The sequence below is a fragment of the Micromonospora sp. NBRC 110009 genome (assembly GCF_030518795.1).
Lineage (GTDB): Bacteria > Actinomycetota > Actinomycetes > Mycobacteriales > Micromonosporaceae > Micromonospora.
This window is the reverse complement of sequence record NZ_CP130427.1, coordinates 565,616-582,286: the sequence shown is the minus strand read 5'-3', so window position 1 is coordinate 582,286 and position 16,671 is coordinate 565,616. Positions and strand designations below refer to the sequence as shown.

The 16,671-nt window shown below is 73.9% G+C and carries 17 protein-coding genes; 12 read left to right on the top strand and 5 right to left on the bottom strand.

Annotated elements, in window-relative coordinates:
* Nucleotides 1–199: 199 nt before the first annotated feature.
* On the top strand, nt 200–1,021 hold the full coding sequence (locus Q2K19_RS02665; protein WP_302767299.1) for an inositol monophosphatase family protein: 822 nt from the start codon (nt 200–202) through the stop codon (nt 1,019–1,021).
* Between the two features lie 123 nt (nt 1,022–1,144).
* Here the strand turns inward: Q2K19_RS02665 and Q2K19_RS02660 are convergent, their stop codons facing one another.
* On the bottom strand, nt 1,145–1,663 hold the full coding sequence (locus Q2K19_RS02660) for a LytR C-terminal domain-containing protein (protein ID WP_302772221.1): 519 nt from the start codon (nt 1,661–1,663) through the stop codon (nt 1,145–1,147).
* Nucleotides 1,664–2,084: 421 nt separating this feature from the next.
* Here Q2K19_RS02660 and Q2K19_RS02655 point away from each other — a divergent pair, with 421 nt between their 5' ends.
* Nucleotides 2,085–2,381 (top strand): DUF4193 domain-containing protein, encoded by a 297-nt coding sequence (locus Q2K19_RS02655; RefSeq protein ID WP_046565779.1) that lies wholly within the window; start codon nt 2,085–2,087, stop codon nt 2,379–2,381.
* A 132-nt stretch (nt 2,382–2,513) separates the two neighbouring features.
* Nucleotides 2,514–3,374 (top strand): hypothetical protein, encoded by an 861-nt coding sequence (locus Q2K19_RS02650; RefSeq protein WP_302767294.1) that lies wholly within the window; start codon nt 2,514–2,516, stop codon nt 3,372–3,374.
* A gap of 12 nt (nt 3,375–3,386) precedes the next feature.
* Here the strand turns inward: Q2K19_RS02650 and Q2K19_RS02645 are convergent, their stop codons facing one another.
* Complete coding sequence (locus Q2K19_RS02645) at nt 3,387–3,887, bottom strand: DUF3093 domain-containing protein (RefSeq protein WP_446839704.1); 501 nt, start codon at nt 3,885–3,887, stop codon at nt 3,387–3,389.
* Nucleotides 3,888–3,973: 86 nt separating this feature from the next.
* Here Q2K19_RS02645 and dut point away from each other — a divergent pair, with 86 nt between their 5' ends.
* The 4 genes from dut (at nt 3,974) to Q2K19_RS02625 (ending at nt 6,396) form a co-directional block, all read left to right on the top strand.
* A complete protein-coding gene (dut, locus tag Q2K19_RS02640; RefSeq protein ID WP_302767292.1) occupies nt 3,974–4,471 on the top strand; it encodes a dUTP diphosphatase in 498 nt (165 codons plus the stop codon).
* Nucleotides 4,472–4,496: 25 nt separating this feature from the next.
* Nucleotides 4,497–5,144: a DUF3710 domain-containing protein gene (locus Q2K19_RS02635; RefSeq protein ID WP_302767291.1), complete on the top strand. Its 648-nt coding sequence runs from the start codon at nt 4,497–4,499 to the stop codon at nt 5,142–5,144.
* A 194-nt stretch (nt 5,145–5,338) separates the two neighbouring features.
* Complete coding sequence (locus Q2K19_RS02630; RefSeq protein WP_302767289.1) at nt 5,339–5,719, top strand: OB-fold nucleic acid binding domain-containing protein; 381 nt, start codon at nt 5,339–5,341, stop codon at nt 5,717–5,719.
* Nucleotides 5,716–6,396 carry a DUF3159 domain-containing protein gene (locus Q2K19_RS02625; RefSeq protein ID WP_302767286.1) on the top strand — a complete coding sequence of 227 codons (681 nt, stop codon included), beginning with the start codon at nt 5,716–5,718 and terminating at the stop codon, nt 6,394–6,396. Before Q2K19_RS02630 ends, Q2K19_RS02625 begins: the two co-directional genes overlap by 4 nt.
* A gap of 42 nt (nt 6,397–6,438) precedes the next feature.
* Here the strand turns inward: Q2K19_RS02625 and Q2K19_RS02620 are convergent, their stop codons facing one another.
* Together Q2K19_RS02620 and Q2K19_RS02615 are read right to left on the bottom strand one after the other, a co-directional pair.
* Entirely contained in the window at nt 6,439–7,128 is a 690-nt protein-coding gene (locus Q2K19_RS02620) for a potassium channel family protein (protein ID WP_302767284.1), read from the bottom strand.
* A 3-nt stretch (nt 7,129–7,131) separates the two neighbouring features.
* Nucleotides 7,132–7,797, bottom strand: coding sequence for a potassium channel family protein (locus Q2K19_RS02615; protein WP_302767283.1), 666 nt, complete (start codon nt 7,795–7,797; stop codon nt 7,132–7,134).
* A 158-nt stretch (nt 7,798–7,955) separates the two neighbouring features.
* Here Q2K19_RS02615 and Q2K19_RS02610 point away from each other — a divergent pair, with 158 nt between their 5' ends.
* The 5 genes from Q2K19_RS02610 (at nt 7,956) to uppS (ending at nt 15,368) form a co-directional block, all read left to right on the top strand.
* Nucleotides 7,956–10,013, top strand: a complete 2,058-nt coding sequence (locus tag Q2K19_RS02610; protein ID WP_302767282.1) for an APC family permease — start codon at nt 7,956–7,958, stop codon at nt 10,011–10,013.
* Nucleotides 10,010–11,248, top strand: a complete 1,239-nt coding sequence (locus Q2K19_RS02605) for a class I SAM-dependent RNA methyltransferase (protein WP_302767281.1) — start codon at nt 10,010–10,012, stop codon at nt 11,246–11,248. Before Q2K19_RS02610 ends, Q2K19_RS02605 begins: the two co-directional genes overlap by 4 nt.
* Before the next feature lie 13 nt (nt 11,249–11,261).
* A complete protein-coding gene (locus tag Q2K19_RS02600) occupies nt 11,262–12,455 on the top strand; it encodes an anhydro-N-acetylmuramic acid kinase (protein ID WP_302767279.1) in 1,194 nt (397 codons plus the stop codon).
* Nucleotides 12,456–12,525: 70 nt separating this feature from the next.
* The gene (gene dxs / locus Q2K19_RS02595) at nt 12,526–14,475 is read left to right on the top strand and encodes a 1-deoxy-D-xylulose-5-phosphate synthase (RefSeq protein WP_302767277.1); all 1,950 of its coding nucleotides are present in this window, start codon (nt 12,526–12,528) and stop codon (nt 14,473–14,475) included.
* Between the two features lie 110 nt (nt 14,476–14,585).
* Nucleotides 14,586–15,368, top strand: coding sequence for a polyprenyl diphosphate synthase (gene uppS / locus Q2K19_RS02590; RefSeq protein ID WP_302767276.1), 783 nt, complete (start codon nt 14,586–14,588; stop codon nt 15,366–15,368).
* 61 nt (nt 15,369–15,429) lie between these two features.
* Here uppS and Q2K19_RS02585 read toward each other — a convergent pair whose 3' ends face one another.
* On the bottom strand, nt 15,430–16,620 hold the full coding sequence (locus Q2K19_RS02585) for a hypothetical protein (protein WP_302772216.1): 1,191 nt from the start codon (nt 16,618–16,620) through the stop codon (nt 15,430–15,432).
* Between the last annotated feature and the right edge of the window lie 51 nt (nt 16,621–16,671).

The window sequence follows — 16,671 nt, the reverse complement described above, 5'->3', positions numbered from 1 at the left end:
CCCCCGTGTCCCGGGCCGGCCGGTCGCTGGCGGTCCGTGGCGCGTGGGCAGGGTGAATTGTAACGCCGTCTACGGCGATCATCCCGCGCCGCACGGCGTACCGGCGGCGTGGACCGCCGATTCGGCGCAGATGTGGACTTTGTAAGGATGATACCGCGCACGGTTCGAGCAGCCTCGGTCGTGCGGGAAGGGGACGAACATGATCCGCTCGGCGCCCACGCCGCGGGAACTGTTGGAGATCGCCGTGGCGGTGGCCCGGGACGCCGCCGCCACCGCGCAGCGGATGCGGGCCGAGGGGGTCTCGGTCGCCGCGACCAAGAGCACCGTCACCGACGTGGTCACGGCCGCCGACCGGGCGGTGGAGCGGCAGGTGCTCGACGCCCTGCGGAAGCACCGGCCGGACGACGCGGTGCTGGGCGAGGAGTACGGCGCCGGCGCGGGCGACCCGGCCGCCGAGAGCGGGGTGCGCTGGGTCATCGACCCGATCGACGGCACCGTCAACTACCTCTACGGGCTGCCGTACTGCGCGGTCTCCCTCGCCGCCGAGGTCGACGGCGAGGTGGTGGCCGGGGTGGTGCGCAACGTCGCCACCGGTGACGAGTGGACGGCCACCGCGGGCGGCGGGGCCTGGCGGGAGGAGGAGCGGCTGGGCTGCTCCACCGAGACCGACCTGGGGCAGGCGCTGGTCGCCACCGGGTTCGGCTACGACGCCGGCCGCCGGGCGCACCAGGCGCGGGTGGTCGCCGAGTTGATCCCGCACGTCCGGGACATCCGCCGGATGGGCGCCGCGGCGCTGGACCTCTGCCTGGCCGCCGAGGGGAAGGTGGACGCCTACTACGAGAAGGGGCTGGCCGCCTGGGACCTGGCCGCGGGCGGGCTGGTCGCCCGGGAGGCGGGGCTGCTGGTGACCGGGCTGGCCGGGCGGCCGCCGGGCCCGGACCTGGTGATCGCCGCGCCGCCGGCGCTGTTCGAGCCGCTGCACACCCGGCTGGCCGCCCTCGACGCCTCCGGTGGCCCCTGACCGACCGGCCCGCCGGAGAGCCCCGGTTCACGAAAAGAGTGGCCGTCCCGCCAGGGAAGACCACTCTTTCCGTGAATTCCTATGGATCATGTGCGATCAAGGGGTCGGCCGAATACCCGAGGACTACTTCTTCTCGACCGGTTCCGGGCAGGTGCCGGGCGGCGCCTCCGGCGCCCCGAGGTCGCCGAGGGACTGGTTGACCTCGGTGGTGGTGGCCAGTTGCTGGAAGCTGTTGCCGAGGATCACGTCGACGGTGTCGTCCTTGCGCTTCAGGTCGGGTTCCAGCTTGGCGTTGTTGAGGAAATAGGCCCGCAACAGGTGCGCGGAGCCGACGCCCTTGGGGCCGTAGCGCAGCACCGCGACCTCGTCCACGGCCTTGGGGGCGTTGCCCTCCTTCTTGACCTGGAACTTGCGGTTGCGGAAGTCGTCCGCGACGCTGCCGGCCAGGCCCACCTCGTCGGTGCCGTTGTAGACGTTGATCTTGACGTCCTTCGGCTCGCGCAGGGTCACGTCGGCGAGCGGCCAGCCCTTCTGGCAGCCCTCTGCGGTGCCCGCGTTGCTCTGACTGTCCTTGACCATCGCGACGATGACGAAGACCAGGGCGAGCACCGCCAGCAGACCGACGACAACGAGTGCTCGCACTCGTGCAAAACTCATCTGGGCGCTCCCCGGACCGTGATTGGGTGGCGGCGGCCGTCGCCCGCCGGCCGTCGAGTACGCCGCTGAGGTTAACGGTTGTCCGGCCGTGGCGTGGAAACAGTCCGACATGCCGGCGCGCCACCGGAGGAACGGGTACTACTACCCCTATCTTCGTGTCGCCTGAGTCACATTGGGAACAACTTCGGGCGCAGGGGCGTACATCTCTGCCACGAGGGCGGTATACATGCCTCGCCCAAAGGGGGGGTAAGGTTCCGCGCTCGCTGGGGAAGTTCCTCTCTGGCGGACCCGGCCGACCGGTCGGGTCCGGTGACCGACACATTTGGTGGCCGGCCAACGGAACCGAAACAGCGTCCTCCGGCGTTACAACCGGAAGCGACCATATCGATATGGGAGAGTGAAACCGATGGCCACCGACTACGACGCCCCGCGTCGCGACGAGGTCGACCTCGGCGAGGACAGCCTGGAAGAGCTCAAGGCCCGGCGGGTCGACTCACAGTCGGGTGCCGTGGACGTCGACGAGGCCGAAGTGGCGGAGAGCTTCGAGCTGCCCGGTGCCGACCTCGCCGACGAGGAGCTCACGGTCAAGGTGCTACCGATGCAGCAGGACGAGTTCCGGTGCGGCCGCTGCTTCCTGGTCCACCACCGCAGCCAGCTGGCGGTCGAGCGCAACGGCGAGCTGATCTGCCGCGAGTGCGTCTGATCCCGACGCGCATCACCGGCGGCGGCCTCCTTGACGGGGCCGCCGCTGTTCGAGCCGCCGTGCACCGGCGGCCGGAAGCTGCTTGACTCGTACCAGCGGCTGCCACGCCGCGCAGCACGGGAGGGCGGATGGGTGAGCGAGCGCAGCAGGCGGACCGGGGGACCGGGCGCCGACGGGACCGACGCCGAGCAGCCGACCGGTAGCGGCGGAGCCGAGCAACCCACGCCGGCCGTACCGGGCGGCGCCGACGACGAGCTCGGCGCGACCGTCGCCGCGCTCACCGCCGACGACATCGCCCCCGCCCGGCGCCGCCAGCTCCTCACCCGGCTGGTGGGCCAGGCGCGGGCCCGCGGCCTCACCGACCTGTTCAAGCCCCGGTCCGCCATCCGCTGGATGGCGGACACCGTCGCCGAGGTCGCCCCGCACGTGCCGATCCGCGACCTGGCCACGCTCCGCCGGCACTTCCCCGGCCTGGACGACGACGAGCTCGCCGAGCGGCTGATCCGCAACGCCGCCCGGGCCACCGCCGGGGTCGGCGCGGCCGGCGGCGGGGTCGCCGCCGTCGAGTGGGCGGTCACCCCGACGCTGCTCTCCGCGCCTGTGCTGCTGGCCGCCGAGACGGTCTCGGTGGTGGCGATCGAGCTGAAGCTGATCGGCGAGCTGCACGAGATCCACCGGGTCCCGCTGCCCACCGGGGGCACCCAGCGCGCGGTCGCGCTGGTGCAGTCCTGGGCCAGCAAGCGGGGGATCAACCCGATGATGCCGGGGGTCGGGGTGAGCGCCGTGCTGAGCACCGCGGCCCGCCGCGAACTGCGGGACAGCCTGCTGCGCCGGTTCGGCCGGAACCTGACCACGCTCGGGCCGTTCCTGACCGGCGCCGCCGTCGCCGGCTACCTCAACCGCCGGGCCACCCGGACCCTGGCCGACGAGCTCCGCACCGACCTGCGCCGCCGCGGCAGGGAACTTCCCGGGGGCCGTCCCGCCCTGCCCTGACGGCTCGGCCGGTCAGGCGGCGTCGCGGGCGGCGAGGATCGCGGCGGCCAGCTCCACCTGGCGCCGGGTGCTCACCACCCAGAACGGGGTCGGGTCGGCCGGGTCGTCCAGCACCACCTGGACCGCGCCGCCGATCCACGGCCGCTGCACCACGAAGGCGAGCGGGTCGGCGCCGACGCCCAGCACCTCGCGCCGCCCGGCGGCGTCCAGCGGGACCGCGTCGGCGACGTGGCGCACCGGAAGGTGGGCGTCGTCCACCCACAGCTCGCCGTCGCGCACCGCCACCCGGATCCGGCCCAGCCACGCCAGCGCGGCCACGGCCGCCGGGATCAGCACGACGAACGGCAGCCAGGCACGCATCCCCGTCGCACCCATCCAGAGCTCGGCGGCGAGCAGCCCGGCCACGGCCAGGGCGGCCGGCCAGGCCCACCAGGGCAGCGTCAGCCGCTCCGAGTGCTCCCGGGCGGTGCCCACCGGGGGCGCCGGGGTGGACGAGGACGAGGACAGGCTCACAGTCCGAGGGTACGGCGCACGGCCGGCCGGCCAACCGGCAGGATGGCAGGGTCACCCCCGCATGGACCGGACGGAAGAGGAAGACCGTGACAGACGTCGTACCCGTGCCCGTACGGCAGCTCGACCCGGAGCTGCCGCTGCCGGCGTACGCCCATCCCGGCGACGCCGGCGCGGACCTGGTGGCCGCCGCGGACGTGGAGCTGCCGCCCGGTGGCCGGGCCCTGGTCCCGACCGGCGTGGCCATCGCGCTGCCGGAGGGGTACGTCGGCCTGGTGCATCCCCGATCGGGGCTGGCGGCGAGGCTCGGCGTGACGGTGCTCAACGCGCCCGGTACGGTCGACGCCGGCTACCGGGGTGAGATCCTGGTCAACCTGATCAATCATGATCGGGACACACCGGCGAAGATCAGCCGGGGGGACCGGATCGCGCAGCTCGTCGTCCAGCGGGTCGCACGGGCCGAGTTCCAGCCGGTGGCGGAGCTGCCCACGTCCCGGCGCGGCGCCGGCGGGCACGGATCGACCGGCGGGCACGCCGGGCTGGTCCCGGCGCCGGCGGGCGGGCAGACGGAAGAGGTGGCAGGGTGAGTGCGAACAGCGGAGGGTGGGCGCAGTGATCTTCTCCCGTAAGCGGGCCGAGGGCGCGCGGCACGCGCGTGACGAGCGGAACGCCGAGGTCCTCGACCTCGACGAGGCCGAGGAGACCGCGCAGGCGCCGTCCCGCGGCCCGTACGACGTCTCCGAGGCGCCCGACGCGCCCCGGTTGGACCTGGGCAGCCTGCAGATCCCGGCGGTGCCGGACGTGGAGGTGCGGGTGCAGGCCGACCCGCAGGGCGTGATCCAGCAGGTCGTGCTGGTGCACGGCCAGAACGCCCTCCAGCTCGGCGTCTTCGCCGCGCCGCGCTCCGAGGGCATCTGGGACGAGGTGCGCGAGGAGATCCGGCAGTCGCTGGGCAAGGACGGTGCCGCCGCCCAGGAGATCGAGGGGGAGTACGGCACCGAGCTGCTCGCCCGGGTGCGTACCCCGGACGGCCCGACCGACCTGCGCTTCGTCGGCATCGACGGGCCGCGCTGGATGGTCCGGGGCGTCTACCAGGGCGAGGCGGCCAACAACCCGGTCGCGGCCGGCCCGCTGGCGCTCTGCCTCGACGGCCTGGTGGTCGACCGGGGCCACGAGGCCAAGCCGGTCCGCGAGCCGCTGCCGCTGCGGCTGCCCCGCGAGGTGGCCGAGCAGCAGGCCGCGCAGCAGGGCGAGGCCTGAGACCTGTCGTGCCGGGCCCGGTCCCGTCGGCTCTCGTCGACGGTGCCGGGCCCGCCGCGTGTCCGCCGTCGGGTCCGGCCGACGCCGGCACCGCGGCCGGGCCGGATCGGCGTACGCTGGCGGGACGGTTCCGGCATCGGGCCGAGCCAGCGCCGGCGCGGACCGGCCCGGGTGGAGAGGGTGACGCGGAGGTCATGACGACCGACGAGAGCCGGGTGTCGCTGCGGCGGCTCCTGCAACGGCTCACCGCGAGCGAGTCCGAGATCGAGGCGCAGGAGCTGCGCCGGGAGAGCGCCGAGTCCGGCGGCATGCCGGCCCACCAGTGCAGCCGGGGCCAGGTGGTCTCGGTCGCCGGGCGGCTCCGCACGGTGGTCTACACGCCCCGGACGAACCTGCCCACGCTGGAGGCGGACCTGTACGACGGCAACGACGTGGTCACCCTGGTCTGGCTGGGCCGCCGGCACATCGCCGGGATCGAGCCGGGCCGGCACCTCACCGCCCGCGGCCGGATGGCCGTCCGGGACGACCGCAAGGTGATCTACAACCCGTACTACGAGCTGGAGTCGCCGAAGTGACGACCGGACAGCACCGCACCACCGACCCGGAACTCGGGCCCGAGGACGAGCGACTGCCCAGCCTCACCGAGCAGATGGCCGACCAGCTCGGCGGCTGGCGGGGCCTGGTCGAGTCGAGCATCCCCGTGGTCGTCTTCGTGATCGCCAACGTGGTGGGGGAGCTGCGCCCGGCGGTGATCGCCTCGGTGGCGGTGGCGCTGCTGATCGCCGGGCTGCGGCTGGCCCAGCGCCGGCCGGTGCGGCACGCGGTCAACGGCCTGGTCGGCATCGCCGTCGGCGCCGCCATCGCCTGGCGGACCGGCGACGAGCGGGACTTCTACCTCCCCGGCATCCTCTACGGCGTCGGTTACGGCCTGGCCCTGCTGGTCTCGGCGGCGGTCCGACAGCCGCTGGTGGGTTGGATCTGGTCGGTGCTGGTGGCCAAGGGGCGCTCGGAGTGGCGGGACGACCCCCGGCTGGTGCGAACCTTCACCCAGCTCACCGTGCTCTGGGGCGTGGTCTGGCTGGCCAAGGTGGGCGTGCAGGCCGGGCTCTACCTGGCCCACCAGGACACCGCGCTCGGCGTGGCCCGGCTCGCCCTGGGCTACCCGCCGTACGCGCTGCTGCTGCTGATCACCGTCTGGGCGGTGCGCCGGGTGACCCGGGAGACCGCGCCGACGCCGCTGCCGGGCGCCTGAGCCCCGCCGGCCGTACGCGCCGGCCGGCGGGACCGACGGGGGTCAGGCCCGGTCGCGGGTGCGCCCGACGCTGTCCGGGCCGAGGATGACCGCCCGGACCTCGTCCTCCACCGCGGCCGTGCACACGAAGATCAGCTCGTCGCCGGCCTCGATCGGGTCGTCCGGGCTGGGCACCAGCACCCGCTTGCCGCGCAGGATCGCCACCAGGGCGGCGTCCCGGGGGATCGGCACCGCGTGGATCGGCTGGCCGACGTACGGCGCGGTGGGCGGCAGGGTGATCTCGACGAGGTTCGCCTCGCCCTGCCGGAAGGTCATCAGCCGGACCAGGTCGCCGACCGTGACGGCCTCCTCGACCAGGGCGGCCATCACCCGCGGCTTGCTGACCGCGACGTCGACCCCCCACTGCTCGGTGAAGAGCCACTCGTTCTCCGCCCGGTTGACCCGGGCGACCACGCGGGGCACCGCGAACTCGGTTTTGGCCAGGAGCGACACCACCAGGTTGACCTTGTCGTCGCCGGTGGCGGCCACCACCACCTCGCAGCCGGCGACGTTGGCCTCCTCCAGGCTGGCCAGCTCGCACGCGTCGGCGAGCACCCAATCGGCGGCCGGCACCCGGTCCGGGCGGAGCATCTTCGGCTGCCGCTCGATCAGCATCACCTGGTGCCCGTTGTCGATCAGCTCCTGGGCGATCGACCGGCCCACGTTGCCGGCGCCCGCGATGGCGATGCGCATGGCTCAGTGCCCTCCTTCCGGCGGCGCCGCCGCCACCGACGTGACCGACCCGATGATGTCATCGGTCACCAGCATGAAGACCTGGTCGCCCTCCTGCACCACGGTGGAGGCGGTGGGCAGGGTGCCGATCCCGAAACGGATGAGGTAGGCCACCCGGGCACCGCCGGACTCCTCGAGCTCCCGCAGCGACCGGCCGATCCAGTCCTTGTGCACCGGCACCTCGATGATCGAGACGGTGCTCGTCGGGTCCCGGAAGATCTCGACGTTGCCCTCGGGGACCAGGTGGCGCAGCATCCGGTCGGCGGTCCACCGGACGGTGGCCACGGTGGGGATGCCCAGCCGCTCGTAGACCTGCGCCCGGCGCTGGTCGTAGATCCGGGCGGCCACCCGGGACACGCCGAAGGTCTCCCGCGCCAGCCGAGCGGAGATGATGTTGGAGTTGTCGCCGCTGGAGACGGCGGCGAAGGCGTCGGCGCGCTCGATGCCGGCCTGGCGCAGCACCTCGCCGTCGAAGCCGGCGCCGGTGACGGTGATGCCGGCGAAGTCGGGGCCGAGACGGCGGAACGCGTCCGCGTCCTGGTCGATCACCGCCACCGAGTGCCCCCGGGACTCCAGGCTGTGGGCCAGGGTCGACCCGACCCGGCCGCAACCCATGATCACGACATGCACGGTCTCCGCTCCTCCCACGGTGCCGCCCGCTGGCCCGTCGTCTGCGAGCCTGCCACGTTCCCGCCGCAGGCGGGGGACCGACCGTACCGCGCGGGCGCGCGCGAGGGTGATCAGGCACCCCCACCGGCTGGCGCGCGGTGGTCGTACTCTTGGCGCTTGTGGCCAACCCCACCTCGCTGCTGAAGCGACTCCTCCTCGGTCGACCGTTCCGGTCCGACCGCCTCCAGCACACCCTCCTGCCGAAGCGCATCGCGCTGCCGGTCTTCGCCTCCGACGCGCTCTCCAGCGTCGCGTACGCCCCGGACGAGATCCTGCTGACGCTCTCCATCGCGGGCGCGTCGGCCTTCTTCTTCTCGCCGTGGATCGCGCTCGCGGTCGTCGTGGTGATGCTCACCGTGGTGGCGAGCTACCGGCAGAACGTGCACGCCTACCCCTCGGGCGGCGGCGACTACGAGGTGGCGACGGTCAACCTCGGGCCGCGCGCCGGGCTCGCGGTGGCCAGCGCGCTGCTGGTCGACTACGTGCTCACGGTCGCGGTCTCGGTCTCCTCGGGCGTGGCGAACCTCGGCTCGGTGGTGCCCTTCGTGGCCACCCACAAGGTGTTGATCGCGGTCAGCGCGGTGGTGCTGCTCACCGCGATGAACCTGCGCGGCCTGCGGGAGTCCGGCACCGCGTTCGCCATCCCCACCTACGGCTTCGTGATCGTGATCGCCGGCATGCTGCTGACCGGGCTGTTCCGGATCTTCGTGCTCGGTGACGACCTGCGGGCGCCGAGCGCCGGGCTGGAGATCCACGCCGAGCACAGCGTCACCGGCTTCGCCCTGATCTTCCTGCTGCTGCGCACCTTCTCCTCCGGCTGCGCCGCGCTCACCGGCGTGGAGGCGATCTCCAACGGCGTGCCCGCGTTCAAGACGCCGAAGTCGAAGAACGCGGCGACCACCCTGCTGCTGCTCGGCACCATCGCGGTGAGCATGCTGGTCGGCATCATCTGGCTGTCCCGGCTGACCGGGCTCCAGTTCGTGGAGGACCCGTCGCAGATCGTCTCCGGGCCGGACGGGTACGTGCAGAAGACCGTCACCGCCCAGCTCGGCGAGACGGTCTTCGGCAACGGCTCGGTGCTGCTCTACGTGGTGGCCGCGGTGACCGCGCTGATCCTGTTCCTGGCCGCGAACACCGCCTTCAACGGCTTCCCGGTGCTCGGCTCGATCCTCGCCCAGGACCGCTACCTGCCCCGCCAGCTGCACACCCGGGGCGACCGGCTGGCCTTCTCCAACGGCATCGTCTTCCTCGCCGTCGCCGCCGTGGTGCTGATCGTCGGCTTCCAGGCCGAGGTGACCCGGCTGATCCAGCTCTACATCGTCGGGGTGTTCGTCTCGTTCACCCTCTCCCAGGCCGGCATGATCCGGCACTGGAACCGGCACCTGCGTACCGAGCGGGACCCGGAGGCGCGGCGGCGGATGATCCGCTCCCGGGCGATCAACACCTTCGGCATGGCGATGACCGGCGTGGTGCTGATCATCGTGCTGATCACCAAGTTCCTGCTCGGCGCCTGGATCGCGATCGCCGCGATGGCGGTGATCTACCTGCTGATGCTGGCCATCCGCCGGCACTACGACCGGATCTCCGCCGAGCTGGAGCCGACCGAGGTCCGGGCCGTGCTGCCCGCCCGCAACCACGCCATCGTGCTGGTCAGCAAGCTGCACCAGCCGACGCTGCGGGCCATCGCGTACGCCCGGGCCACCCGGCCGGACACCCTCACCGCGGTCACCGTGAACGTCGACGAGAAGGACACCCGCGACCTCCAGGCCGACTGGGAGCGGCGCGAGCTGCCGGTACCGCTGACCGTGATCGACTCCCCGTACCGGGAGATCACCCGGCCGATCCTCAACTTCGTCGCCTCGGTCCGCCGGGAGTCGCCCCGCGACGTGGTCACCGTCTTCATCCCCGAGTACGTGGTGGGCCGCTGGTGGGAGAACCTGCTGCACAACCAGAGCGCGCTGCGGCTCAAGGGGCGGCTGCTCTTCGAGCCGGGCGTGATGGTGACCAGCGTGCCGTGGCAGCTCGCCTCGACCGCCACCAAGAACCTGGACCGGCTGGACGCCACGCTGAGCCGGGGTCCGGCCCGCGGTCCCCGGGTGGCGCCGCGCAGCACCCTGCCGCCGGCCGTCCCGCCGGTGGTCTCCGCCCCGCCCGGGGAGAGCGGGGAGCGCCCGTGACCGCGCCCGCCCGACCGGGCCTGGAGGAGGCCGAGCGGGTGGAGCTGACCGTGGCCGCGGTTGCCCCCGGCGGGCACTGCGTGGCCCGGGTGGACGGCCAGGTGGTCTTCGTCCGGCACGCGCTGCCCGGCGAGCGGGTGGTCGCCGAGGTGACCGAGCTGCACCGCGGGTTCGCCCGGGCCGACGCGGTGGAGGTGCTGACCGCCTCACCGGACCGGGTCGACGCGCCCTGCCCGTACGCCCGGCCGGGCCGGTGCGGCGGCTGCGACCTCCAGCACGTCGCGCCGGCGGCGCAGCTCGACTGGAAGACCGCCGTGGTGCGCGAGCAGCTCACCCGGCTGGGCGGGCTCACCGAGGCCCAGGTCAACGCGCTCGGCGTCCGGGTCGCCGCGCTGCCCGGCGGGCCGCTGGGCTGGCGCTCCCGGGTCCGCTACGCGGTCGACGGGGCTGGCCGGGCCGGGCTGCTCAAGCACCGCTCGCACGAGGTGGTGCCGGTCGACCGCTGCCTGATCGCCCACCCGGCCATCCAGGAGCTGCCGGTGCTGCCGGCCAGCGGGGCCCGCTGGCCGGACGCGGACGCGGTCGAGACGGTCGCCTCCACCGGCGGGGACGTCAGCGTGGTCCAGTACGCCGACGGCGCCCCCACGCCGGTCAGCGGGCCGGCGGAGGTCCGCGAGGTGGCCGCCGGCCGGGACTGGACGCTGCCCGCGTCCGGCTTCTGGCAGGTGCACCCCGCCGCCGCGGACACCCTGGTCGGCGCGGTCCTCGACCTGCTCGACCCGCGCCCCGGCGAGACCGCCTGGGACCTGTACGGCGGCGCCGGGCTGTTCGCCGCCGCGCTGGCCGGCCGGGTCGGCGACGCCCGGGTCACCCTGGTCGAGTCCAGCGCGGACGGGGTGGCGGCGGCCCGGGCGAACCTGGCCGACCTGCCCCGCGTCGAGGTGGTTCCGGCCCGGGTGGAGACCGCGCTGGCCCGGCGCCGGGTCACCGGCCCGGTCGACCTGGTGGTGCTCGACCCGCCGCGCTCCGGCGCGGGCGCCCCGGTGGTGCGGGACATCGTCGCCGCCGGCCCGCGCGCGGTGGCGTACGTGGCCTGCGACCCGGCCGCCTTCGCCCGGGACGTGCGCGCCTTCACCGGGGCGGGCTGGCGACTGACCGCGCTGCGCGGCTTCGACCTGTTCCCGATGACCCAGCACGTCGAGCTGGTCGGGCTGTTCCTGCCGCCCGGCGCCTGACTAGCCTGGCCCGATGAAGATCGTCGGGTTGATGTCGGGCACCTCGTACGACGGGGTGGACGTGGTGGCGGCCGAGTTCACCCGGGACGGGGAGACGCTGCTGCTGCGCCCGCTCGGGCACCGCAGCCTGGACTACGACGGTGGGCTGCGCGCCGAGATCGGGGCGCTGCTGCCCCCGGCGGCCACCACCATCGAGGCGGTCTGCCGGCTGGACAACCGGCTCGGCGAGGTCTTCGCCGAGGCGGCGGCGGTCGGCGTCGAGCTGGCCGGCGGCGCGGTCGACGCGGTGGTGTCGCCCGGGCAGACGGTCTTCCACTGGGTCGAGGCGGGCCGGGTCCGGGGCACCCTCCAGCTCGGCGCGCCCGCCCGGGTGGCCGCGCGGGTGGGCGTACCGGTGCTGCACGACCTGCGCTCGGCCGACGTGGCGGCCGGCGGGCAGGGCGCCCCGCTGGTCCCGGCCTTCGACGCCCTGCTGCTCGACCCGGCCACCGCCTCGCGCGCCGCGTGGGGCTCGGGCGGCACCGCGCCGCGCGCCGCACTCAATCTGGGCGGGATCGCCAACCTCACCGTGGTCGCCCCCGGGGCGCCCGTCCTCGGGTACGACGTGGGCCCGGCCAACGCCCTGCTGGACGCCGCCGCCCGGCGCTTCCTGGACCGCCCCTGTGACCTGGACGGGGCCCGCGCGGCGGCCGGCCGGGTGCATCCGCGGCTGCTGGAGTTGCTGCTCGCCGAGCCCTACTACGCGGCGCCCCCGCCCAAGTCCACCGGCAAGGAGCTGTTCCACGCCGGCTACCTGGACGACAAGCTGGCCGCCCTGGGCGAGCCGGTGGCCGCCGACGACGTGCTGGCCACGCTGACCGTGCTGACCGCCGCGACAGTGGCCGCCGAATGCGACCGGCACGGGGTGACCGAGGTGGTCGCCGCCGGCGGCGGGGTGCGCAATCCCACACTGATGTTCCGGCTGGTCGAGCTCGCCGCCGGCCGATGGCAACTGCGGACCACCGACGAGCTGGGGGTGCCGGCGCAGGCCAAGGAGGCGTACGCGTTCGCCCTGCTCGGCTGGCTCTCCTGGCACGGGCTGCCGGGGGCCGTTCCGTCGGTGACCGGCGCCACCCGGGCGGCCGTGCTGGGCTCCTGGACCCCGGCCGGCCCGGCCCGCTCGGCGGTCCCGCCGGCCCCGCCCCGGCGACTGGTGATCAGCTCCTGATCAGGCCTCCCACCTGCAAAGATCCATGGCGGCGCTGCGGGCTGTCCGGTGGCCGATAGACTCTTCCGTCATGAGTGTTGAAGAGGGCACGGCCAACCACGGCCGGCTGCTGGGCACCGTCCGCGGTCCGCAGGACGTCAAGCGGATGACCGCCGAGCAGCTGGACGTCCTCGCCGCCGAGATCCGTGACTTCCTGATCGCCAAGGTCTCCCGTACCGGCGGGCACATCGGGCCCAACCTCGGTGTGGTGGAGCTGACCCTGGCCATGCACCGGGTCTTCGACTCGCCGCGCGACCGGCTCCTGTTCGACACCGGCCACCAGGCCTACGTGCACAAGATCATCACCGGCCGGCAGGAGGGCTTCGACAAGCTCCGCCAGCGCGGTGGCCTCTCCGGCTACCCCAACCAGGCGGAGAGCGAGCACGACCTGATCGAGAACTCGCACGCCTCCACCGCCCTGTCGTACGCGGACGGGCTGGCCAAGGCGTACGCGCTGCGCGGTGAGAAGCGGGCCGTGGTGGCCGTCGTCGGCGACGGCGCGCTCACCGGCGGCATGTGCTGGGAGGCGCTGAACAACATCGCCACCGCCGGCAACCCCCTGGTCATCGTGGTCAACGACAACGGCCGGTCCTACTCGCCGACCATCGGCGGCCTCGCCGACCACCTCTCGTCGCTGCGCCTCAACCCCGGCTACGAGAAGGTGCTCGACACCGTCAAGGACGCGCTCGGCAACACCCCCTTCGTGGGCAAGCCGATGTACGAGGTGCTGCACGCGGTCAAGAAGGGCATCAAGGACGCGGTCGCCCCGCAGGCCATGTTCGAGGACCTCGGCATCAAGTACGTCGGGCCGGTCGACGGCCACGACGTCGCCGCGGTCGAGTCGGCGCTGCGCGCCGCCAAGAACTTCGGCGGCCCGGTGATCGTGCACGCGGTCACCCGCAAGGGCTACGGCTACCGCCCGGCCGAGGAGGACGAGGCGGACTGCCTGCACGGCCCGGGCGGTGCCTTCGACGTCGAGACCGGCCAGCTGGTCGCCGCGCCGTCGGTGAAGTGGACCCACGTCTTCGCCGACGAGCTGGTCAAGATCGCCGACGAGCGCCCCGACGTGGTCGGCATCACCGCCGCGATGGCCGAGCCCACCGGCATCGCCACCCTGGCTCGCAAGTACCCGAAGCGGGTGTACGACGTGGGCATCGCCGAGCAGCACGCCGCCACCTCGGCCGCCGGCCTGGCGATGGGCGGGCTGCACCCGGTCGTCGCCGTCTACGCCACCTTCCTCAACCGGGCGTTCGACCAGGTCCTGCTGGACGTGGCGATGCACAAGCTGCCGGTCACCTTCGTGCTGGACCGGGCCGGCATCACCGGCCCGGACGGGCCGAGCCACTACGGCATCTGGGACATGTCCGTCTTCGGCGTGGTGCCCGGGCTGCGGATCGCCGCGCCCCGCGACTCGGCCACCGTCCGCGAGGAGCTGCGCGAGGCGGTCGCCGTGGACGACGGCCCGACCATCCTCCGCTTCCCGACCGGCACCGTCGCCGCCGACCTGCCGGCCGTGCGCCGGGTCGGCACGGTCGACGTGCTGGCCGAGTCGGCGCGTACCGACGTGCTGCTGGTCGCGGTCGGCTCCTTCGCCGGGCTCGGCATGGAGGTCGCCGCCCGGGTCGCCGAGCAGGGCTACGGCGTGACCGTGGTCGACCCGCGCTGGGTGCGCCCGGTCCCGGCCGAGCTGGTCGAGCTGGCGGCCGGGCACCGGCTCGTGGTCACCGTCGAGGACGGGGTCCGGGTGGGCGGGGTCGGCGACGCGCTGGGGCAGGCGATGCGGGACGCCGACGTCCGGGTGCCGCTGAAGGACCTGGGCGTGCCGGCCGACTGGCACCCGCACGGCACCCGCGCGCAGATCCTCGCCGACCTGGGCCTGACCGCGCAGGACGTGGCCCGGGACGTCACCGGTTGGATCTCCGGCCTGGATGCCGAGCCCGTCGAGCCCACCCGGCGCGACGAGGCCGCCGCCAAGAACTGACCCACCGGAACACCGAACGGGCGGCCCTGCCCCAGCAGCGCCGCCCGTTCCAGTCCAGGTGCGGCGGCATGCGGGCCGCGAACGCTTCCCGCGCGTGGTTTCATCTGATCATGATCGAGTCCGTTCGTCGCCTCGCCTACCAGCTGTACGCCCGCCGCCTGCGCGCCCAGCTGGCCCACGTCTCGCGGCCGCAGCACGTTGCCATGGCGATGGACGGAAACCGCCGGTGGGCCCGGCAGATGGGCTTCGACGACCCCGCCCTGGGCCACCGGTACGGGGCCGAGCACATCCACGAGGTGCTGAGCTGGTGTGCCGAGTTCGGCATTCGCCACGTGACGCTGTACGTCGCCTCCGTCGACAACGTGCGCAAGCGGGCGTCCGACGAGGTGGAGCACCTGATGCGGATGATCGAGGAGGTCGTTGCGGAGCCACTCCTGCACCCGCGCAACCCGTGGCGGCTCCACCTGGCCGGCCGTTTGGACGTCCTGCCCGACTCGACCCGCCACGCCCTGAAGCGGGCCGAGGATGCCACCGGTGAGCGTGGTGGCGACTTCCACCTCACGGTGGCCGTCGGCTACGACGGCCGCGAGGAGATCGTCAACGCCGTTCGTTCCCTGCTGGAGGAGGCGGCCCGAGCAGGGGCGACGCCCGACGACGTGGCGCGGAGCCTGACGGTCGAGGACATCGCGGAGCACCTGTACACCGGCGGCCGGCCCGACCCCGATCTCGTCATTCGTACGAGTGGAGAACGTCGGATGTCCGGGTTCCTGCTCTGGCAGGCCGCCTACTCCGAGCTGTACTTCTGCGATGTGTACTGGCCCGGCTTCCGAAAGATCGATTTCCTGCGTGCCCTGCGTTCCTACGCGGCGCGCAGCCGGCGATTCGGAGCATGACGGTCGCATCTGAAGATCCAGGATCGCCGACGTGGGCCGAACCCGCGAAGAGCAGGACGGGTCAGCGACCACCCACGGACCGGTACCAGGTCTTCTCCGTACCGGCCAGGCTGAACGTCTGCTTGCGGTCCGGCTGCGGCACCACCACCAGGCCCGGCCGGTCCACCAGGCGGGTGGTCCCCGGGGGCGCGGCGAACGAGGCGTCCCGGTTGGTGCGCCAGCTCAGCACCGCCACCGGCTGGCCCGGCACCGGCAGCTGGTAGGCCTGGAGCGTGGTGGACCGGTCGGCGGGGGAGAGCACCGGGGTCCCGCCGTCGGCCGGGCGGTAGACCACCGCGGTCATCGTGTCGGTGGCGCTCTCCCAGGTGAGCTGCTCCAGGTCGCCCGGCTCGCCGCCGCCCAGCGCCACCTCGCCCAACGACCGTACGGCAATCTTCGCCATCGGCCAGGATTCGGGCGCCGAGCGGGGCGCATTCTGGTCGCCGATCCGGCGCGGGATGCTGCCGAACGGCCCCTCCTCGCCGGCGAGCAGGCAGGTGTCCAGCCCGGCGAGGGCCCGGTTGCCCGAGCCGGTCTCGTCGCCGACCAGTGGGTAGCGGGGGTCCGCGATGCCCGTACCCAGGTCGAGGACGCGGTCGGCGGCCCGGCCGCGCGGCAGCGACCGGGTGGCCCGCAGCGTCGCGGTCAGCTCCACCGCCCGGCAGGCCGGCACGGCGAGCGGCTCGGTCAGACCCGCGGTGCTGGGCAGCTCGCGGCCGTCGGGGCCGAGCAGCCGCTGCACCCGGGCCGAGAGGAGGTAGCGGCGGCCGTCGGCCACCTGGACCGGCAGCACGTCGGAGTAGACCAGGTAACCGGGGTCGGTGTACTCGGTGGCGTGGTCGACCCGCCACCGGTCGCCGTCGCGGCCGAGCTGCAGGAGCCAGGACGCGCTCTCGCCGGGCACGTCCGCGGCGACCAGGGCCAGCGGCGCCCCGGCGACCGCGCCGGCGAAGAGGATGCCGGAGGACGGCAGGTGCGCCCGGTCGTCGACCGGGGAGCGCCAGTCCCGGACCGCCCGGGTGATCGCGGCGATGGCGGCGGTGTCCCCGGCCAGGCTGCCGCGGGCCGGCCAGACGGTCAGCGGCCCGTCCAGGCTGTCGTAGCCGACCGGCAGGTCCGCCGGCTGCCGTCCGGCGACGGGCCCACAGCCCGTCGCGGCCAGCAGCAGGGTGAGCAGTGCGGTGGCCGTGCCGCGTCGGCGGACTGAAGCCACCTGTACGCCCCCGATCGCGTCGCCGGTCGTGTTCGGAAGCCACATGGTACG